Annotated in this window: 16 protein-coding genes and 1 riboswitch; of the genes, 7 read left to right on the top strand and 9 right to left on the bottom strand. The window is 34.3% G+C overall.

What is annotated here, in order from left to right; translation table 11 throughout:
- Window positions 1–9: 9 nt before the first annotated feature.
- The 8 genes from ACMV0E_RS04455 to ACMV0E_RS04420 all read right to left on the bottom strand — a co-directional run bounded on the left by ACMV0E_RS04455 (window position 10) and on the right by ACMV0E_RS04420 (window position 10,609).
- Complete coding sequence (locus ACMV0E_RS04455; RefSeq protein ID WP_416085171.1) at window positions 10–1,080, bottom strand: TlpA family protein disulfide reductase; 1,071 nt, start codon at window positions 1,078–1,080, stop codon at window positions 10–12.
- Window positions 1,081–1,180: 100 nt separating this feature from the next.
- A complete protein-coding gene (locus ACMV0E_RS04450; protein WP_416085170.1) occupies window positions 1,181–1,492 on the bottom strand; it encodes a large conductance mechanosensitive channel protein MscL in 312 nt (103 codons plus the stop codon).
- A gap of 26 nt (window positions 1,493–1,518) precedes the next feature.
- Window positions 1,519–2,769 (bottom strand): PIG-L deacetylase family protein, encoded by a 1,251-nt coding sequence (locus tag ACMV0E_RS04445; RefSeq protein ID WP_416085169.1) that lies wholly within the window; start codon window positions 2,767–2,769, stop codon window positions 1,519–1,521.
- Window positions 2,770–2,972: 203 nt separating this feature from the next.
- Window positions 2,973–6,557: a stalk domain-containing protein gene (locus tag ACMV0E_RS04440; protein ID WP_416085168.1), complete on the bottom strand. Its 3,585-nt coding sequence runs from the start codon at window positions 6,555–6,557 to the stop codon at window positions 2,973–2,975.
- A 70-nt stretch (window positions 6,558–6,627) separates the two neighbouring features.
- Window positions 6,628–7,353, bottom strand: coding sequence for an ABC transporter ATP-binding protein (locus ACMV0E_RS04435; RefSeq protein ID WP_416085167.1), 726 nt, complete (start codon window positions 7,351–7,353; stop codon window positions 6,628–6,630).
- Window positions 7,341–8,339 (bottom strand): ABC transporter substrate-binding protein, encoded by a 999-nt coding sequence (locus ACMV0E_RS04430; protein ID WP_416085166.1) that lies wholly within the window; start codon window positions 8,337–8,339, stop codon window positions 7,341–7,343. The genes ACMV0E_RS04435 and ACMV0E_RS04430 overlap by 13 nt, the downstream gene beginning before the upstream one ends.
- Entirely contained in the window at window positions 8,336–9,211 is an 876-nt protein-coding gene (locus tag ACMV0E_RS04425) for an ABC transporter permease (protein WP_416085165.1), read from the bottom strand. Before ACMV0E_RS04425 ends, ACMV0E_RS04430 begins: the two co-directional genes overlap by 4 nt.
- 37 nt (window positions 9,212–9,248) lie before the next feature.
- Window positions 9,249–9,355, bottom strand: a riboswitch (TPP riboswitch).
- A 27-nt stretch (window positions 9,356–9,382) separates the two neighbouring features.
- Window positions 9,383–10,609: a glycosyltransferase family 2 protein gene (locus ACMV0E_RS04420; protein ID WP_416085164.1), complete on the bottom strand. Its 1,227-nt coding sequence runs from the start codon at window positions 10,607–10,609 to the stop codon at window positions 9,383–9,385.
- A 453-nt stretch (window positions 10,610–11,062) separates the two neighbouring features.
- On the opposite strand from ACMV0E_RS04420, the gene ACMV0E_RS04415 reads away from it, so the two are divergent.
- The 7 genes from ACMV0E_RS04415 to ACMV0E_RS04385 all read left to right on the top strand — a co-directional run bounded on the left by ACMV0E_RS04415 (window position 11,063) and on the right by ACMV0E_RS04385 (window position 17,879).
- Window positions 11,063–11,635: a PepSY domain-containing protein gene (locus ACMV0E_RS04415; protein ID WP_416085163.1), complete on the top strand. Its 573-nt coding sequence runs from the start codon at window positions 11,063–11,065 to the stop codon at window positions 11,633–11,635.
- A gap of 79 nt (window positions 11,636–11,714) precedes the next feature.
- On the top strand, window positions 11,715–12,281 hold the full coding sequence (locus ACMV0E_RS04410; protein WP_416085162.1) for an undecaprenyl-diphosphatase: 567 nt from the start codon (window positions 11,715–11,717) through the stop codon (window positions 12,279–12,281).
- Window positions 12,268–12,732, top strand: a complete 465-nt coding sequence (locus ACMV0E_RS04405; protein ID WP_416085161.1) for a COG2426 family protein — start codon at window positions 12,268–12,270, stop codon at window positions 12,730–12,732. The genes ACMV0E_RS04410 and ACMV0E_RS04405 overlap by 14 nt, the downstream gene beginning before the upstream one ends.
- A gap of 8 nt (window positions 12,733–12,740) precedes the next feature.
- Window positions 12,741–13,409, top strand: a complete 669-nt coding sequence (locus tag ACMV0E_RS04400) for a response regulator transcription factor (protein ID WP_416085160.1) — start codon at window positions 12,741–12,743, stop codon at window positions 13,407–13,409.
- Window positions 13,396–14,697, top strand: a complete 1,302-nt coding sequence (locus ACMV0E_RS04395; RefSeq protein WP_416085159.1) for a sensor histidine kinase — start codon at window positions 13,396–13,398, stop codon at window positions 14,695–14,697. Before ACMV0E_RS04400 ends, ACMV0E_RS04395 begins: the two co-directional genes overlap by 14 nt.
- Window positions 14,660–16,978, top strand: coding sequence for a plasma-membrane proton-efflux P-type ATPase (locus ACMV0E_RS04390; RefSeq protein WP_416085158.1), 2,319 nt, complete (start codon window positions 14,660–14,662; stop codon window positions 16,976–16,978). Before ACMV0E_RS04395 ends, ACMV0E_RS04390 begins: the two co-directional genes overlap by 38 nt.
- Before the next feature lies 1 nt (window position 16,979).
- Window positions 16,980–17,879 (top strand): polysaccharide deacetylase family protein, encoded by a 900-nt coding sequence (locus ACMV0E_RS04385; RefSeq protein ID WP_416085157.1) that lies wholly within the window; start codon window positions 16,980–16,982, stop codon window positions 17,877–17,879.
- Here ACMV0E_RS04385 and ACMV0E_RS04380 read toward each other — a convergent pair.
- Entirely contained in the window at window positions 17,876–19,417 is a 1,542-nt protein-coding gene (locus tag ACMV0E_RS04380) for an MBL fold metallo-hydrolase RNA specificity domain-containing protein (RefSeq protein ID WP_416085156.1), read from the bottom strand. The genes ACMV0E_RS04385 and ACMV0E_RS04380 overlap by 4 nt on opposite strands.
- Between the last annotated feature and the right edge of the window lie 1,220 nt (window positions 19,418–20,637).

Here is a 20,637-nt window from a genome sequence, read left to right as displayed (position 1 = left end):
CATATCTTCCTATTTTTGTAAGAACGCCTTAATATTTTCGATTGTTTCTCTAATGGGTTCGCCTGGGCCTCTGTAATAAACTGTTAGGTCTTTATCAACAAGTTCGATATATGGTGAAATATTTACTTTCAATTGAGTTGCAATAGTCCTATCAGGATCTAAAACCCCTATAACATTATTTCCAAGAGGTGCCGTAAGTCGCAAGAGTTGATCTTTTTCCTGCGTGAATGCAAATACTATAAACTTAATATTTTCTGTATTATATGTTTTGAAAAGATTTGCAAGTTGCGTTATACTTTCGACGCAAGAACCACATCCGGGGTTACCCCCAATAATAACTATCTTATTATTCCTTAAATCGTTAATGTTATATTCCGTACCGTTAACATCCTTAAATGTAACCTGAGTTAGTCTTGTCCCTCTTTCAGAAAATATGTATCCTGAGACACCCAATGCATTAAATTTATCCTTTCCATATTTTTCTATGTAAAGAAGACTCATTGCCTCCCTTACTTTGTTTTTAATAATCGTTGCAACTGAACTAACACCTGTATAAATACCATCAGTTTGTTTTATTATCGTTTCTGCGTCTTTTCCATTGTAATCGTTAAAGTATTTTTCAAAGTCAATTCCAAGATCAAAATACGTGGGATTAAAGGGTGTTAAGGTTTTTATCTTAAGCTCCTTATCAACGATTAAAAGCATCGCTACATCTTGTGGAATTCGTTTTTTGTCTTTATTGTAAGATGGATTGTCTATAAGTATGGTAACTTCAGTCCCTACAGTATTCCCATTATCATCCAAAATATCCTCGGCTGCAAAACTGTCAGAAAATTGTGCTGGATCCGTAAGAACCCTCGGGGCAGTCAATGTTCCTTTAAATCCAAATATTTTAGATCTTACAACCTCCTTTGGAATTACCTTTGTATATTTTTGAATTGAAAGTTGATTTTTAAGATAAAATCCGAGGAGTATAAAAATTGCAATTGCAACAAAAATACTGAAAATAAGCAACACTCTTTTGTTTAAAATATGCTTTTCTTCTTTTATTTTTGACTTTTTTGGTTTTTTATTCTTCATATTAAACATATTGCACCGGTTACCCAAACTGCATAAATCTACACAGTTTATGTGCTAGGGTATTTCTTAGCATAATATTTAAAAAATTTCAAGTTAATAATTACTTTTTCTTAATGACTTCCTTTACTTTTCCAAGGCTATTTGCCCATTTAATCATAAAAAATACAATAAGGGCAACAATAAGAAAACTAATTAGATTTGAAACAACTTTCCCGTAAAAAATTCCATGCCAAGATAATTCAGCGATACTATTCAGTTTCAAGGCAGTTAAAACCGGATTAAAAATTAGGGGTGTTAAAAGATCGTTTACAAGGCTTGAAACAAGCTCATTGAGCTTTCCACCAATAATCACGGCAACTGCAAGCCCAATCACATTGTACTGTTTTAAAAATTCCATAAATTCTTTAATCATAATTCACCTCCCACTTCATTTTAAAATTATGGATTTAAATCTATAGTCCACCAAGGTGTTTCAGTAATCCTTACGCCAAATTGCTCAAACGAAATCATCAAAAACGTTTTATCAGATTCATCAAAATAAGACTTCTTTATGCTTATAGCAAAGTCAAGTTCGTTAACAATTCCTGAAACAGTACCTTTTGTCTCAAAAATTTCTTTTCCATTATCAAATAATTTCACTTCAAGATTTGAGGTAAACCCTCTTTCAATTTCAAGCCTATATTTGGGAAGTGTCTCAAAAGCACTACCTGATTTAAGCGGATATAAAAATAAATTAATCTTAGAAAGTCTCGGTGCACCTCTAAATAATTTAAAATTTATAGTATAATCACCTCCACTATCAATCATAGAGGCACTCTCAACAAATGGAGTTATAGAGAGTTTTTCCATAATTTCTTTACTCCACAAAGGAAGGGTATCTCCCAATTTAATAGGTGTTTGAATAAAGAACAATTCATTTGCTCTTACAAAACTTACCATAAACTTTGGTTTCGTAAGATACTGACTTTTATGAGCTTTAATTGCAGAAAGTTTTTTACCGATATCCCCTCTTTCAAGAGCAAAATCTTCGATCTTACCCTTGGGAGTCTCAATGAAAAAGTGTGGCATAGTTAATGCCTTTGTTGGGAAGTATCCCATTGGGAATGGCCAACCTTTTGCATGCACAAAATATGAAAATGCCTCTACATTCTTATTGTTTATATCCCCCAAAACTGCCTGTGTTAAAACTGAAACAGCTCTATGGTCTGGATTTAAGTCATATTGTGATGGATAAAAAACCTTTGTAGGATTTATTTTTTTATATTCTGCTTTTAAAACAGAGTATACATCGTTAAAATCAAAATTCTTCCCTTTATCGTAGGCCCAATTTTCAAAAACCCTTTTTCTAAAAGTAACTCCTGCAAAATAAACCTTATTAGGATTTGTGAGAATCTTCATCATTCCAAAGTCAGGATATCCTAAAAATATAAGATGATCCTTTGATAAACCCAAGATTTTCGCTGCAGCAAGTGCTTCTTTATATCTTTTGTAAGCAAGAAGATACGATGAAAATATTGGAATTGGGGCAAACTTAAGCATTGTATCAGTATTATGCTCACCTGAGGTAATAAAGATCACATAGACCTCTGCACCTTTTTTTACGCTATCTAAAATTACCTTAGCACTTGATAGCACTTCATCATCTGGATGAGGTGCGACAATTAAAATTCTATCATTTTTGTCAATCATAATTTCTCCTCTCGCATTACTCACCAATATTAATTGTAAAAGGATTATGATTAAGATAAACAAAGCAATTTTTCTTCTCATCGTAATGATATTATAGCAACATGTAAAATTTAAAACAAAAGTAACTAATGTAAAATCTAAAATCGGGGAGCACTTGCTCCCCTAATTAGAAAGATTAACAAAATCAAAACTATAAACTTTTATTATCCTCCCTGGTATGTTATCGTAATTGTCCGAGTTGTTCCATCCCACTGGACATCTGCGCCAAGGTTCTCTGCAACGAATCGGAGAGGAAGCATAGTTCTGCTGTTGATTATCTCAGGGACAACTTTTAAGTTCTGAGGATCGATAAGTTTGTTGTTTCCATTAACGAGTGCATTAGCATTGCCAATTTGAAGCATTATGCCATTGTTTCCAAGCTCTATAACGACAGTCTTGGTATCAGCTATCCATTTTACTGTTCCACCAAGTGCTTCAATGATTGCTCTTATTGGTAATAGAGTTCTTCCGTTTTTAATAACAGGAGGAGAATCTAAGTATCTTTGTTCTCCGTTTACAGTAAAGGAAGTGTTACCTATTTGAAGAGTGATGATTGTTTGAGTAGATTGTTTTTCAAATGTTACCTCAATGGTATGATTTGATGTTATGTTAGAGAAGGTATAAGAGGAAACTGCACCAACTGATTTACCGTCAGCCAATACATCCTTAATTTTATAGCCTGGATTAGGAGTAATATTGAATGTTTTTGAGTCACCATAGTTAACTGTGATTGTGCCTGAAGGAGAGATGGTGCCGCCAACACCATAAGAAGCAGTAATGGTGAAGGTAATAGGTGCAAAGAGTGCTTGAAGAGTTGAATCATCATGAATACCTGAAATTTTAAGTGCATATGTACCATTTCCAAGATCTTTTACATTATTCAAATATGAATTCCCGTTCAGTAACACATCTTTGAGACGGAATCCTAAATTGGGGGTTATTAAAAATTCCTTTTCGTAAGAACTAAACATTGTAAATTCCCCTGAAGGTTCAATTTTTCCACCCGATGTTTCCAATACTTTCAAAATCGCAATAGTTTCAAGCTTAAATAAACCGCCACCATCTGTCCCTAAGAATATATCACCATTTTTATTTGAGGTAATAGATGTTGCATAATAATTTGTAAGCCCATTATTTATCGGAGTATAAGATAAGTCTTTATTTAAAATAAACACACCGCTATCGGTTGCAAGATAAATGAGATTATTCTGAGACAATATATCAAATATAGCAGTATTTTCAAGAACCACCTTAACACCATCTCCACTAATAACATAAAGCCCGTTCATTGTTCCTGCTAAAACTGAGTTATCAAAAGTTGTGATTACATTAATTCTTTCTTGTATGTCTTTAACAATTTCGAAGTTTTTAAAATCATTCGTTACAATAAGTCCATTATCAGTTCCTGCATAAAGTTTGCCATTATCATAATAAAGAGCCGTGCAAATACCATCGTAAATTTTTCTAATGGAATCAAAGAAACCATCTATTTCGAAGATACCTGTATCTGTTCCCAAAAATATGATATCGTGTCCGTTAGAAGAATAACCTGTTATTTTGTATATCGCATCTGAAAGGTCAATAGCTTTTCTCCATAAAGAGCCAAAATCGGTTGACACAAGCAAGCCCATTGAAGTCCCTGCATAAATAGTGTCTGGGTTTGTTGGACTTTGGAATAGCGAAAGGATGGGATTATCAAATTTTGCATGGAATTTAAAGGTTTCACCACCATCTGAACTTTTACCAATATTTCCTAAATCTGTTCCCACAAAAATGGAATCATTAAAGAATCTTACAACCCTTATATACTCGTCTGGAAACCCTTGAGTAAAGTAGTAATATCGCATACTATTGAAATCATAATGAAGGATACCAATGCCCGTTAAAAGGAGGGCACTGTTAGTTTCTTTATCAAAATAGATTGCATTATTATACTCTATTGTATTAGGGAGGTCAAGTCTTTCCCAGTTTTTGCCCATATCTTTTGTCATATACAAAAATGGTTCATCATAAATTTTTTTTAGTAATTTAGTGACCCTGTCTTGCCCATATATAACAAGATCACCAACAGCAAATGCAATATTTGGATTCTCCTCATCAACAACAACCTGCTTAAACACATAACTTCCATCTAACCCTGCTGAGATATTAAAGGTCTTAATAAAACTTTTTCCTCCATCAACGCTTACATAGACACTTCCAATAGTTGATATATAGACTAAATTTGGATTACGCTTACAAATAGAAATTGAAGTAATACTAAGGTCACTATACCCAAGGTACTGCCAGGTTTTTCCTCCATCAGTTGTTTTATAAAGACCATCAATGAAAGTTACAGCATAAATAGTATTCGAATTTGTAGGATCTATTGCTATATATGGTATAAAATCTCCGTCTTTGATCGACAAACTCTTTTCCCATGTTTCCCCGTGATCAGATGACACAAACAATCCCAATTCAGATCCTGCAAAAGTCCTTTGATTTGAAGGTGAAATAGCAACAAATGTAACGGAGTATCCTGAAAATTGTTTTATTTCTGTAAAGTTTTCGCCAAAGTCATTTGAACGGAACAAACCAAGGGATGTACCTACAAATAACTCTTTATCATCATTGGGATTTATTGCAATAGAAAAAACCACATTGTTTCGTAATCCGAGATTAATAAATCTTACGCCTCCATCAACGCTTTTAAATAAACCTTTATCAGAGCCCACATAAATGATGTTTTTATTCAACGGATCAACCTGAAGTTCTCCTCCTGACACCTTAACACTAAACCCCTTGAAGGACTGTCCATTATTGTCTGACCACAAACATGCATTTTCTGTACCAACAAATATTTTATCATCTTTAGTAATAAACAAAGAATAGATGCACTTTACATTAACTATTAACATTTCGAAAGCACCTGTATTTAAATCAAATCTGTAAAGAAACCCGTTATCTTGTCCTGTAATAAACTTATAAGGATTATCTTTGTAAATGGCTACCGAAAGAAAATTTCCTTCCGAAAGTTTTACATGTTTTATTGGGACAAAATAAAGTGGAGCACTATCGCTCTCATAAACTCCATTACTTGTCCCTAAAACAATCTTTTTGCTTGATACGGCAACGCTATTAATCGCAGACCCTTGAAATCCAAGAAATTTAAAAGTTGAGGTCTTTTCATCGAAAGAATAAAGCCCGTCAGAAGTCCCCAAAAGAAGAGTAGAAGCATCTAATCTTGCAATTGAAATAATATCTAAATCTGAAAGTCCCACCTCGACCCACTTATTATCTACAAATTTATAAAGTCCTGCGTTTACTCCGTTGTTAAAAACACCTGCATAAAGAACTCCCGTTCCAAATTCAATGCTTGTAATATCCAATCTCAAATCTTGAAGGAGGCTAAAAGTTGCTCCGCTATTGTATGAGACGAATACACCTGTTGCAGTGCCTACATATAGGATATTTGAATTATTAGGATCAACTTTAACAGTAGAGGTATAGAGTTCGCTAAGACCATCGTTAATTGGGTAAAAATGCGCACCACCATCTTCACTCTTTAGTACTCCATTTCCCCATGATGCAAGATAGATAATATTAGGATTATTAGGATCAACTACAATTCCTTTTATAGGAGTAAAATAGTCTTGATTCGAAACAAGTTTATCCTTTGTAAGGAGAGTTTTCCAATAAAGAGTTTTCCCAAAGACAACATTAGGGATAAATAGGGAAAATAAAATTACAAATAGAAGTAACTTTTTCATTTGCCTCCTCCAAAATATTTTTTCTCACGAATATTATAAATTTTTTAGAAAAAAAAGTGAATGTAAATATTTAATTATTTTCTTCGATTATTTTTTCAAGAACATACTCAACTTTCGAAGAAAACTCGTCAGTTGAGATTGTTTGAAGTGTTCGAGGATGTGGTAAATCAATCTGAACAATCTCTTTTAACTCACCTGGATATTTGTGGATAATAACAATGATATCAGAGAGAAATACTGCCTCTTCAACATCATGAGTTACCATTATTGTTGAAAAGTTAAACTTTTGTCTCATATTTTCAAGATAAAGCCAAAGTTTTCGTCTGTTTAAGGCATCTACTGCACCAAAAGGTTCATCCAAGAGTAATAATTCAGAATCTGTTAAAAGCGTTCTAAGAAGTGCTGCCCTTTGATACATGCCACCTGAAAGAGCATTAGGAAAATGGTTTTCAAAACCTTTAAGCCCAAATTTGGGGAGTAAATCAAGAACTCTTTTTCTTGCTTCAATTTCGTTTATACCTCTTATAAGAAGAGGAATTTCAAGATTTTTTAAAAGCGTATACCACGGAAGGAGCACACCCTTTTGTGGCATATAGCCTAAAGGCCCCTCAGGGCGTAAGATATAACCTTCGTAAGGTAAAAGTCCAGCGATTGCCTTAAGAAGAGAGGTTTTTCCACACCCTGAAGGACCAATAATTGAAAGATAACTTCCTTTATGCAATGTAAAACTCACATTGTTTACCGCAAGGAAACCTTCATAATAAACCTTAACACCATTAACTATTACTTCTTGCATGGAAGAAACTCATTTGTAAAAAGCGTATTAACATCATTAACCTTGCTTTTTATAATTCCAAGATTATACATAAGATCGGTAAAATTCCTAAAAATAGATTCTTTCATCACACCAAAACAACCAGATTCATCAAGGTAATACGGCGAAATCCATTCTTGTGATTTCATAACAAGGTTCTTATCAAGCTCGGGTGCGTATTTCAAAAGAATTTTAGCAGCCTCATCTGGATTTTTTGCTGCATAAGTATAGCCTTGAGATATTGCCTCAACAAATGCCTTTACTATTTCAGGGTGATTTTCAATCATGCTTTTGCTTGTGATAAATATAGGAGTATAGTGGTCAAAATTTTTAATGTGGTCTCTTAAACTGTAGAAGTCAAACTTTAAACCTCGCAATTCCGCATCGATTCCTTCCCATCCGTAGTAAACCCATGTAAAGTCGTAAACCTTCTTTTGAAGTCCTGTAATTTGGTCAAATACACCAAGTTCAACTTTCTTAATTGTGGAAGGATCTACTCCATTTTCCTTAGCAACATAATCAACTATTGCGTTCTCCCAAGCGCTTCCCCACCCGCCATACGTTTTGTTTGCAAAATCTTTTGGAGAGGTGATACCCGAGTCTTTAAGCCATATGAGGCCTGACGTATCATGTTGAAGGATGGCAGATATAGCAACAAGTGGTGCGCCTTCATTTACAACATACTGGGTAAGTGATTCCTGAAAAGAAATTCCAAAGTCTGCCTTTCCACCTGAAACAGCTTGCTCTGGCCATACTTCAGATGGTTGAACAACTGTAACATCAAGATTTCTTTCCTTAAAATAACCCTTATCAAGCGCAACATATATTCCTGTGTGATTTGTATTCGGAGTCCAATCGAGCATAAGCGTAACTTTTGTAAGATTCGCAAGCTTCGTCTCCTTCGGGGAACAGCCAAAAGAAGAAAAGATAAGTAAAAAACTCAACAAAGCCAAAATTACTTTCCTCATTTTTCACCTCCTAAGTAGCGTGTAAATCTTTGCCTCAGGATTGTTGCAGAGCCCCACATAAGGAGACTGAAAAGAATTATAATAATTGTCCCTGCAAAAACCTGATCCAGTCTAAAAGAGGAAAAAGATCTTCTTATGTATAGCCCCATGCCAACTGTTGTTCCCATCCATTCTGCAGTAAGCGTCCCTAAGATGGCATAAGGAGACGAAATTTCAATGCCAGTTATAATGTATGAAAGCGTATGCGGGAAGATAATGTATTTAAAAATGTCGCGTTTTTTAGCAGAAATTGCCTTTAATACATCGATCATATCGGTATCGACGGTGCGGAGCCCAAGAAGTGTGTTAACAGTTATCGGGAAAAATGTTGCCCAAATCACAACAACAATCTTTGGAAGCATTCCAAAACCAAGCCAAAGGATTATAAGGGGAGCAATTGCAATCGTAGGAGTTGATTGAGTTATAACCGCAATAGGATAAATAAGGTCTTCTATGGGTCTTGTAATGTGCATAAGGAGTGCAAGAATAATGCCAAAAAGAATTGAAAGGAAAAATCCAATAAATGTCACTTCAAGAGTTGCAAAAAGATTTGGTAAAATGACATTAGATTGAGTAATTATGATTCCTAAAATTTTAGAAGGTGTGGGAAGTATATACGAGGGAACAAGTTTATGAGATGAAATAATCTGCCAAAGATACAAAAATAGGATAAAAGAGACACCTTTTAGAATTTGTGAATTCCTAACCAATCTCACCAAAAGAATTACAAGTGCAAAAAATGAAACAACAGAAACAATTGTAGATTTTGATAGGGTAAATGTGAAAAGCCCTACCGTAAGTACAATCTCAACAACCTTTAAACTGTTCTTCAAATTTAAAAAACCTCCCGCATTTTGGGAGGGTGTAGGCTCTTGCCTTGCACCATCTCCCTACGCCGGCATTACCCGGATCAGGTTCCAGGGGTCGGATGCCTCAAAGCACCCCTCTCAGCCACAAGGGCTCCCCCGAGGTCAAAATATTATACCACAAAATTCATAATCAAACTATACTTTTGTTGCAATAATTCCTTTGTGAGGAGTCCTGAACCACTTTGTGTTTCGGCAGGTGAACAAAGCAATAAAAATTACTAAGAGATTTGTAAGGTTAAAGAAAAAGAAGACCAACACATCATAAAACTTAACCATATTGAGATCATTGTTATCGAGCGTAAAGAAAAACAAAATCGAATTAATTACAAATGATGAAACAACTGTAATAATATGGAAGTTTGCTAAAAGTACAACGATACTTATAACCCAAAGAAGAAAAGAGAGAGGAAGAAATAAAAAATAAGGTTTATACTTGAAACTTCTGATGTCGAAAAACATCTCATAAAAGTAGCCGCGAATCCAACGCAATCTTTGTTTAAAAGAGGTTATAAAGTCCTCTGGTTTTTCGTCGTAAATACTTACAGAACTTACATAAGCAATGTTATATCTTACCTTTAGACTGTATTCGAAATCATCAGTTATACTTTTGCAACTGTACGGATATTCCTTCAACACAAACCCATATGCACCCCATCCAAAACCACTTAAAATTGCTGAAAGGCCAATATTATTAAGTGCTTCTTGGATTTTAAAGAAGAAGGCAGACATAATGACAAACATTCTTGAAACCCAGGTTTTAAAATTAGCATTACGTGTTCTGAATTGAATAATTGGATAGCTTTTTATAAAAGGTATCGCCCTAAAAAGAAAATCCTTTGGTACATAATTTCCCGCATCGAAAAACATATAAAAGGATTTTTCTCCAACTTTATCAACTATAATTGGTATTGCTTCATTTAATGCCTTTGATTTAGAGTGTTTATCTAACTCAATTACATTTACACCCTTTTCTCTTGCGATTTCAACGGTTCTATCAGTGCATGCATCCGCAACAAGATAAACCTCATCAAAGTTAGCATCAAATAAAGAATCAAGAACAACACCAATTGATTCTTCTTCGTTATGTGCAGTAACTATTGATACAATCTTTTCTGGGGTGTATTTTTCAATTGGAACGGGGCGCTTTTTAAGAAGTCCAATAATTACAAGCAAAATTAGTCCCACAAATGTTATCGTCGAAAGCAAATTAATAGCATTAATTATATAAAAAAAGATATAATACCTCACAAGTGGAGGATAAGAAACTTCATAATTAAAAACATACAGAGGGACCTCAAGATGACGAAAATGTACCTCCGTATATGTTCTAAGTAACAACAGCCAATTTTCTAAATGTTCCACAGTATAATTTTAGCATAAAAAATTTATTTTATAATGTATTGTGGAAAAATTTTCATAACAGCTGAGCCTGCTTTTAGAATTCCAAAAATTTGCACTTCGAATATTTAATGGCATTTCTAAAAATATTATTATCGATGGAATAGTAAAAATGGAATTTTATTCTAAAAAAAATTTAAACAATATTTTCTTAAAAACTTTAAAAGAAACATAAACATATTAGGAACTCTCCACATAGACTTTTTAAAGACTTCTTACAATACGAAGTTTACACTTTTACATGAGAAATTACACGAAAGCAAAAAATAAAATCCTAACAGAACTTCAAAAATTATGCATTCTGTGAGATTTTTAAAAACAATTTTTTTCTTCACAGATTCTTCACGGACCCCTTTTTATAATTGTCTCAGGAAGTTTGAAAAAACTTCCAAAAACTTAGGCACGGGGAGGTGCACTATGAAAAAGAAGATTTTAGTAGCGTTGTTTGTGTTAGGGCTTTTAAGCTCTATGGCTTTTGTGGGAAGACACTTTGTTATGGCAGGAAACACACCTTCAACTCAAGCGGTTTCCTCAGGTACATCAGTTACTCAGTCAAACCAAGCAGTTACCGAAGGAACTGAGACAAAAGATGAAGCAATTGAAACTGATACTCAGTCAGGCGCACAGGAACCAAACTATGTTGGAAGCATTAAGATAACTGACACTAACGCAAAAGACGAAGCAAGCGAATCCTCAGCACTTCAAGGACTTGCAAAGATTTCGCAGAGTGAAGCAGAGGCATCAGCTCTTGCAAAAGTTCCAGGTACAGTAGTTAAGACAACTCTTGATAATGAAAATGGCTATCTTGTCTATGCAGTTGAAGTAAAAGATGCACAGGGCAAAGTATTCGATGTAAAGGTTGATGCAGGAAACGGAACAGTGCTTGCAACTGAAGCATCCGATGGAGCAGAAGAGAAAGCAACCCAAGAAGAGGTATCCAAAGCACCTGACACAGATACAGTACAAGAGGAAGTTGCAGGAGAACACTAATACAAGTAGTATCCTCACACTTAGGGGGGCATATGCCCCCTATTTTTGTGGTATAATTTAAACTATATGGAGGCAACTTATGAATAACTTAAATATTATGCTTTTTAATGCCATAAATGGGCTTGCAAAAACGCACTTTGACTTAAACGCTTTTATGATATTTGTTGCAAAATATTTGATTATCTTAATACCAATTTACTTAACATATCTTCTCATTAAGAAAGACATAAAGGGGTTTCTTTTTGTTGGAACATCAGTTCTAATTGCAATCACAATGGGATATATCACAAAAAATGTTTATTATCATCCACGTCCTTTTGTAATTGGTTTAGGAATTGACCTTGTAAAAGATGACGCAACTTCGTCGTTCCCAAGTAATCACACAACTGCCATGTTTGCGTTTGCTACATCGCTTCTCTTTGAAAAAAGGCATATATCTGGTATTTTTGCGTTATTTGTAGCACTTTTGGTTGGCATCTCAAGAATTTACATCGGAGTCCATTTTCCATTTGACATTTTAGGAGGAATGCTTTTGGGGACAACTGTTACAATTTTTAATTTCTTTCTGATTTTTCCCTATATTGAAAAGTTTGCACATAAATTAGGGTTGATACAATTTAAGGAGAGGCTACATGGGAGATTTTAAAACTTGGATTTATATATTCTTAGTGACCTTATTTCCTGCAGTCGAACTTAGAGGGGCAATCCCTCTTGCAGTCCTTAAATACAAATTGCCAGTCTTAAGCAGTGCAATTATTGTAATCATCGCGAATATTCTCGTTACACCTATTGTATTTTTAATGTGGGATCTTATTATTTTTGTTTTCTCAAAGATTCCACCACTTGATAGGCTCTTAAAAAAGTACCTCTTGAACCTTCAAAAAAGGGCAAAGCCATATGTGGATAAATATGGATTTTGGGGACTTATGATCTTTGTTGCAATACCACTTCCCGGCACAGGTGCATATTCTGGAGCACTTGCAGCAGAGATCCTCGGAATGGATAAATTGAAGGCGTTTATTTCAATTTCACTTGGTGTAATTGAAGCAGGAATTATTGTAACGCTTATTACAACAGGTGCACTTAAACTATTTTAGAGGATGTTATGAGAATACTTCTTGTCGAAGATGAAAAACCTCTTGCAAATGCAATTAAAGAGGGGCTAATAGAAAATAATTTTGTGGTCGATGTTGCATATGATGGCGAAAGTGCTTTATCAAAGATAGAGATAGAGGAAGCTTATGATCTTGTAATTCTTGATATAATGCTTCCAAAACTTGATGGCATTAATCTTCTCAAAAAGATAAGAGAAAACAAATACAAAATGCCAGTTTTAATGCTCACAGCAAGAGGTGAAATTGAAACAAAGGTTAAAACATTTGGAATTGGGGCAGACGATTATCTCACAAAACCCTTTGATTTTAGAGAACTTTTAGCAAGAGTGCATGCACTTTTAAGAAGGACAAAAGAAATAAAAACGGGCAACATAAAAATTGAAGATCTCGAAATAGATACGGAAAAAATGATAGTTACAAGAGGCGGTAAAAAAATTGACCTTACAAGAAAAGAGTACCAAATTCTTGTTTATCTTTGCTTGAATAGAGGGAGAATCGTTGAAAAGAAAGAACTTGAAAATCACCTCTGGGATGAAAATTCAACTCCTTGGTCTGACACATTGAGAACACATATTAAAAATATAAGAAGGAAAGTTGATTCAGGCTTTGAAAAAAAGCTTATAAAAACTATACCAGGTGTAGGTTATGAAATTGAGTGATGACAAGGACATAAAACGCGCAAAGATAAAACTCACGCTCCAATACACAATAACAACACTCATAATAGTTATGCTACTAATTGTTGCATTTTATTTTACCTTTTCCAACTCTGCCTACAAGGATTTTGATTCCACACTACAAAACCGCGCTATTGCGATTGGAACAGCACTTGTAGGAAAGGAAGAATCTGCAATAGAAGACCTAAAGTCGATTTCAGGAATTCTAAAAAATTACGATTTAGGAAATGAAAGTTTAATAATATTGGATTTAAATGGCAAAATTCTATACGAAAATTTGCAAGACCAATTTACCTTACCCCAAAATATAAGGGAAGGATTTTATACCCTTGAGGGAAAAGAAGGCGATGAACAAAAGACAATCCGTGCCTATATAACCAAACTTAACAGCACAAACTACTATTTAGTTGTTGCAAGAAATTATGACAACCTTGAGGCTTCCTTGCATGAAGTTCTTTTTTCTTTTCTTTTTGTTGTCCCTTTCATACTACTTTTAACAATAATCCTCTCTTATAGATTTGCAAGCTCGGCAATTAGACCAATTGAAGAATCAGTGAGAATCCTTAAACAATTTACACAGGATGCATCTCACGAATTAAAAACGCCAATTTCTACAATTAAAGCAAACATTGAAGTTGCCTTGATGAAGGAGCGAAATCCTGATTATTACAAAGAGAAACTTGAAACAATTTTAGACTCAGCAAATAGAATGTCAAAGCTCATACAAGACATGCTATTTATATCACGACTTGACACAGGTACATATCCTGTAAAAGTAGAATCCGTTTTTCTTAAAGATCTCTTTATGAATCTTAAATCACAATTTGAAGGACTTGCACAAAGTAAGCACGTAAATTTAAGTTTTGAAACTGAGGATAACCTTAGAATAAAGACAGATAAAGATATACTTGAAGAAATTCTTTCAATTTTGATAGAAAACGGCATTGCATACAATAAAGAAAATGGGTTTGTAAAAATTTATGCAAGAAAAGAGGGAAATGATGTGAACATTACTGTAGAAGATTCGGGAATTGGCATAAAAGAAGAAGATATACCATACATATTTGATAGATTCTATAGGGGTGAAAAGTCTCGCTCAAGAGAAACTGGAGGAATTGGTTTAGGGCTTTCGATTGCAAAAGAACTTACAAATCTCATCGGTGCAAAAATAAGCGTTGAAAGCAAAGTTAATGTTGGCTCAAAATTTACAATAACAATACGAGAGGTAACTTATGAATTACAAGGGTCTTACAACAGAAGAGGCGCTTGAACTGCAAAAGAGATTCGGATTCAATGAGATAAAGCAAAAGGAAACTCCTCCTATCCTTGATTTTTTAAAGAGATTTACTGGTTTAACTGCCTTTGTTATAGAAGGTGCAATGATAATATCCCTTTTAATGAAAAGATACGTAGATGCTCTTGTCATGTTTTTTTTGCTTCTACTAAATGCAGTTTTGGGCTTTTCAGAGGAGTTCAGGGCATCAAAGGCAGTAGAAGCACTCTCAAAGAAAATTTCCGTTAACGCACACGTGCTTCGTGATGGAGTTTTTAAAGAGATACCTGCAAGAGAGCTTGTCCCAGGTGATGTCATAAAAATCGTTATGGGAGATATTGTGCCTGCAGATTGTAAAATTATTGAGGGAAATTTGCTTGTAGACCAGTCAATTTTAACAGGAGAATCAATTCCTAAGGAATGCGGTGCAAATGACGAAATTTATTCAGGAAGTCTTGTTACAAGGGGAAGCGCAATTGCAATTGTAGAAAAAACGGGAAGAAATACATATTTCGGAAAAACTGCAGAACTCATTGAAAAGGCGAAGCCAAAACTAATAATTGAAGAGATAACAATGAGCGTTACAAAAGGGCTTCTTATATTTGATTTTATTTTCGTTGCTTTGGTTGTCATTAAATTTATTATCAATAAAACCCCTATTTTTGACGCACTTCCTTTTGTTCTTACACTTCTCATTGCATCAATTCCAGTTGCACTGCCAGCAATGACTGTCCTTGCACTTGCGCTTGGATCTTTAAAACTTGCTTCTGTTGGAGTACTTGTTCGAAAACTCGATGGTATTGAAAATAGCGCTATGATGGATATACTATGCCTCGATAAAACCGGCACCATAACCGAAAATAAGATAAGAATTGTTGATGTTGTACCTATAGGTAAAGATTTTTCTCAAGAAGATGTTGTAGAGCTTGCATATCTTTGTTCTGATCCAAACACAAAAGACCCAATTGACTCTGCAGTCATAGAATTTGGAAAAGATAATGTAAAAGGATTATATAAACTTGTCAAATTCTATCCCTTTGATCCTGACAAAAAATATTCAGAAGCAGAAGTGCTTGATAAAGAAAACAACAAAATCCACATTTATAAAGGCGCACCCCAAGTTATAATCGAAATGTCCGATAACAAAGATAAAAGCATATACGAAGTTGTAGAAAAATTTGCAAACCTTGGGAAAAGAAGTCTTGGAGTTGCGATAAAGAAAGAAAATCAAACTACTTTTGTTGGACTTCTTACATTTTTTGATTATCCAAGAAAGGATTCTAAAAAATTCATAGAAGAAATAAAAGAGATGGGCGTAATGCCAAAAATGATTACCGGAGATAATAAACTAATTGCACAATCAGTTGCAAAGGAAGTTTCTATTGGAGAACGCGTCATCTCAATTAAAGAAATAGAAAAAGATAAGGAAATGGATGTCGACTCCTTTGATGCATTTGCAGAAGTTGTACCTGAAGATAAATTCAAAATTGTTGATTTATATCAAAAGAAGGGTCATACAGTTGGTATGACAGGTGATGGTGCAAACGATGCACCTGCTCTAAAGAAAGCAGACCTTGGAATTGCGGTAAAAGATTCTCTTGATATTGCAAAGCAATCTGCAAAAGTAATTCTTACAGAAGAGGGTTTATCTAATATTGTAAATCTTATAAAAGTTGGAAGAGAAATTTATAAAAGAATTGTCATTTGGATATTAAATAAGGTTGTAAAAACGTTCCAGATCGTATTTTTTGTATCTATTGCAACCCTCATCATAGGAAAGCCAATAATTACACCCGTTGCCATGATTTTGATGCTCTTCCTTTACGATTTTGTTACAATGTCGATTGCAACAGATAATGTTGTACCTTCAAATCGCCCAGAAAAATGGAACGTCAAAAAACTTCTTTCAATGTCTTTAATATTTGGTGTATTAAAAATTTCGGAACTCTTCATCGCGATGTATCTTGCCCAAAAATACTTTAAGGTTACATTCTCAGAACTCCAAACAATTATGTTTTATCTTTTACTTGTATCGGGACTATTTAACATACTCAATTTCAGAGAAGAAAGGTTTTTCTTTTCATCCCTCCCAAGTAAGGCAGTTATAATGTCAATTTTAGGAGATTTGATCGTAGCAACTCTTATTTCCACGTTCGGTATATTTGTAGCTAAGGCACACTTTGGACTCATTATGATAACGCTTCTCTATGCGCTACTTGTAACTCTTGTATTTACTGATATAATTAAATTATTCGTATATAGGTGGTTTAAATTGTAAAATGAAAAAAGAAATCGAGATTGTTTTAATAACATTTTTAGTATTTGTACTTGTTTTCATATTTTCTGTTTACTATGTGTCCGAAGAAAATAAAGAAGCAATTTCAGAAAGTGCCGTTAAGTATGAAACCTATATACATTCAAAAGATGTATGGGAGCCTGCAGAAAACACACATAAGATTACAAGAACAAAGAAATATTTAGAACAAGGTGTTTCTTATGTTCCAATCCTTATGTTTCACAATGTCTCCCCTGTCCCTCAAAATGCAAGCGAATTAACAAAATCACTTACAATCGATCCAAAACTATTTGAAAGTATGATGGACTATTTGCACAAAAATGGATTCACGCCAATAACTCTAAAAGAGCTTAACGAAATTTGGAAAGGAAACCTACCTTATCCCAAAAAACCAATTGTTCTTACATTTGATGATGGAGATAAAGGCGTATACAAATACGCATACCCTATACTTAAGAAATATAATTTTCACTTTGTCATCTTTTTGATAACTAAATACACAGGAATGCACACTAACTTCTACATGAGCAAAGATGAAGTAAAAGAGATGCTTAATAGTGGTCTTTGTGAAGTCGGCACACATACAAGAGACCATGTTAATTTAAAAAGAAGTCCACTCCTTACAAAAATTTATGAGATAAAAGCATGCACAAACGATGTAAAAAGACTACTTAACTATACTCCAACTTCTTTTTGTTATCCCTTCGGAGGCTTTGATAGAGATTCAAAAGAAATTCTTAAGGCATACGGATACACAATGGCAGCCACAGAAATCCCAGGATTGGCAAATCCAAAAAACGATCCCCTTTTGCTTCCTCGAGTAAGAATTGATGGAAGAGAAAATTTACAAGCTTTCATCAATAAAGTAAACTTGAAACCCTAAAGATCAAAAGTTAAAATACCTGATTGATCAGTTTCTGTTATAATTTGGAAATTATACCCGAGTTTTGACCTTAAAAGATCACTGTAAGATAAAAGATTCTCAGTATGTATTGGTATAATATATCTTGGTTTTGCAATTTCAATATGCTTTAATAGATCCCTTGGACTTGCGTGTCCTGAGACATGGTACTCCCTTGTAAAAGTAGGTATTGCATCATCTCCAACTTCAAGACCATATGGAGTTAAATTAAACGTGGATATCCAATTTAAAAGCCTATGAGTGTCAAACATTTGCTCTTCAGTATATGCTTCACTTGTAGAATATATGTAGGCGCCACCATTAATTTCTATATCAAGAAGATTTGGCATGTCCCAGAAACTATAACAAACTATGTAATCCTGAGGACTTTTTCCAATTTCAGGAATTGTCACAAACCTATCCTTATATGCATCATTTTTCTTAATTTCGTTAATCCACACTCTATTTTGTTCTCTTTTACTTTCAATAATAACAATATTCGCCTCATCAATTATGTTAACACCATCGCTTTTTAAAAGATGAAGTAAATACGCATCCTTCATCGTGATCGCAAGGCGCCTTCCAGTTTCCTTTGCAATTTCAAAGAATATTTCAAGACGCTCAATGTTTCTTGCTCCAAAATCTGCAATAACAAGTTTTCCTTTATTGCTATTTACAACCTTAATTGCATTTTGTTTAATATCCTCTTCCCTCAGTTGGGGTTCGTCCAATTTTTGTAAAGAATTTTCATTAATTCGTGTGCCCTCTATTAAAAGGACATCAACACCATTTTGAGACAAAAATTCGAAAAATTCCTCAGTTTTGTGGGCTCCTTTACCATGAAATCTTATATCTCCAGTATATGCAACCTTTATTCCATCAACCTCAAAATATATAGAAGATGCGCCTAAAACAGAATGATCAACTTCAAAAACTCTGTATTTAAAATCACCTAATTCTTCGCTTTCAAAAGAAACTTTATTTTCACTTTTAGAAGACACTTTAGGATATCTAAAATTCCTTTCAATTTTATTGTCTGGATCCTTTTTCAACTTTTGTTCTTTTACACCATTAACAAAAGCTACATTTGAAACAATATAAAATTCTTCAAAAAAGCTTTGATTTCCCGTATCTTGATAAGCTTTAATAATATGATGGGTTATAGGAGTTGCAATGATTGGGATATCTTCTCTTAGGAATGATATATAACCAAAGTGATCCATATGCCCGTGGGAAACAAATACTGCAACAGGATTAATAGTTAATGCTTTATCAACCTCATCTTTCACATAGTAAAGTAAACCTTCTCTATAAAGTCCCTTAAGATGAGGAATGAGGTTTAACTTCCAAAAGTCGTGTAATCCTGCACCTGCTCTTGGTGTCAAAAACTCTTCAAAGTACTGTGAAAACTGCTTAAAATTCTTGCCAAAATCGAGGATAAATGACTGTCCACTTTTACTTTCAACGAATATCTTATTTCCTCCAATTACATTGTGCCCATCAAATATCTTTATTTTCATCTTAATTAATTATACCCTAAAAGTAACGATTTCGGTATTTGGAAAAAACTATCATTAAATAACCAAAAAATTTTTACATTTAAAGACATCTCAACTCTGTCTCTAAGAAATACTATCTTTTTTTCAAGCCAGGTTAGAAAAAGTGAGCTACTTTAATGCAACTCAATACTCCCCAATTAATATTGTTTTTAGGGGAAATCTGGAAGGGGGATGTGCCCGCTTCCAATAATTGTCATTTCGAAGTCCCGCTTCCAATAATTGTCATTTCGAAGTCCCGCTTCCAATAATTGTCATTTCAAAGTCCCGCTTCCAATGATTGTCATTTCGAAGGAGCGAAAGCGACTGAGAAATCTCCTCTTTCTGGGGAAGTTCGAAGTGCCCCCTTCCATCGATTGTCATTTCGAACGAAGTGAGAAATCTCCATATTTTGAGGGGGCAACAACCCCCCTCAACACTCCCCCAAATAATAATTTTGCCTTGGGGGTAAGTTAGAAAGGGGGTATCCCCCTTTCTAATATTGGAGATTCCTCAGGCTAAAGCCTTCGGAATGACAACCATTTTGAGGGGGCAACAACCCCCCTCAATACCCCCCAAAAACTGAGGAGATTCCTCGCCTTCCGCTTCGGAACGACAAATAAAAATTGGCTTCAGAATGACAGAAATTGCTTTCGGAATGACAAGGAAAAATTGGCTTCGGAATGACAAACAGAAATAACCTTCAGAATAAACATAACCAGTCATTTCGACGAACGTAGTGAGGAGAAATCTCCTCTTTTTGGGAAAGTTTGAAGGGGGACTTTTACCCCTTCGAGTAATAAGGATTCTCTTCCTTTTAGGGAAGTTAGAGGCTAGCCTTTTATTCCCTCTGTTGCGGTATTTTGCTCCTCTTGTTAAGCAAGTAGATACTTAAAAACTATTTTTCCTTGAGTTCTCTCCTTTTTTCAAAGTTAATAACTTTTTCATTCTTGTTATATTTTATCAAACTCTTCCGTCAAGAGGTTTTAAAAAATTTTTCCAGATTCTTATAAATTTTTTTCTTCTCATATATTAGACTGTCAAACTCACAAAAAAGTTCCACTTTTTTCAGGGAATTTTTGTACTTTTTAAAAACTTTTCTAACTTATCAAATTTTGTATTGTTTTCCGTATTTTTGGGTGTAGGCTAATGGGAAATATTGTATTAAATGACTCTCTTAGTCTTGTGAAAATTTGAGCATTTTC

The sequence above is a fragment of the Caldisericum insulae genome, from assembly GCF_047785965.1.
GTDB lineage: Bacteria > Caldisericota > Caldisericia > Caldisericales > Caldisericaceae > Caldisericum > Caldisericum exile_A.
Note: the sequence above shows the minus strand (reverse complement) of the source record. Positions and strands in the feature narration are given on the sequence as shown.

Coding starts and splice junctions, on each gene's coding strand:
- ACMV0E_RS04410 (WP_416085162.1), top strand. CDS start 11,715: ATGAATAACTTAAATATTATGCTTTTTAATGCCATAAATGGGCTTGCA.
- ACMV0E_RS04390 (WP_416085158.1), top strand. CDS start 14,660: ATGAATTACAAGGGTCTTACAACAGAAGAGGCGCTTGAACTGCAAAAG.
- ACMV0E_RS04455 (WP_416085171.1), bottom strand. CDS start 1,080: ATGAAGAATAAAAAACCAAAAAAGTCAAAAATAAAAGAAGAAAAGCAT.
- ACMV0E_RS04400 (WP_416085160.1), top strand. CDS start 12,741: ATGAGAATACTTCTTGTCGAAGATGAAAAACCTCTTGCAAATGCAATT.
- ACMV0E_RS04405 (WP_416085161.1), top strand. CDS start 12,268: ATGGGAGATTTTAAAACTTGGATTTATATATTCTTAGTGACCTTATTT.
- ACMV0E_RS04380 (WP_416085156.1), bottom strand. CDS start 19,417: ATGAAAATAAAGATATTTGATGGGCACAATGTAATTGGAGGAAATAAG.
- ACMV0E_RS04440 (WP_416085168.1), bottom strand. CDS start 6,557: ATGAAAAAGTTACTTCTATTTGTAATTTTATTTTCCCTATTTATCCCT.
- ACMV0E_RS04450 (WP_416085170.1), bottom strand. CDS start 1,492: ATGATTAAAGAATTTATGGAATTTTTAAAACAGTACAATGTGATTGGG.
- ACMV0E_RS04395 (WP_416085159.1), top strand. CDS start 13,396: ATGAAATTGAGTGATGACAAGGACATAAAACGCGCAAAGATAAAACTC.
- ACMV0E_RS04430 (WP_416085166.1), bottom strand. CDS start 8,339: ATGAGGAAAGTAATTTTGGCTTTGTTGAGTTTTTTACTTATCTTTTCT.
- ACMV0E_RS04415 (WP_416085163.1), top strand. CDS start 11,063: ATGAAAAAGAAGATTTTAGTAGCGTTGTTTGTGTTAGGGCTTTTAAGC.
- ACMV0E_RS04385 (WP_416085157.1), top strand. CDS start 16,980: ATGAAAAAAGAAATCGAGATTGTTTTAATAACATTTTTAGTATTTGTA.
- ACMV0E_RS04435 (WP_416085167.1), bottom strand. CDS start 7,353: ATGCAAGAAGTAATAGTTAATGGTGTTAAGGTTTATTATGAAGGTTTC.
- ACMV0E_RS04445 (WP_416085169.1), bottom strand. CDS start 2,769: ATGATTGACAAAAATGATAGAATTTTAATTGTCGCACCTCATCCAGAT.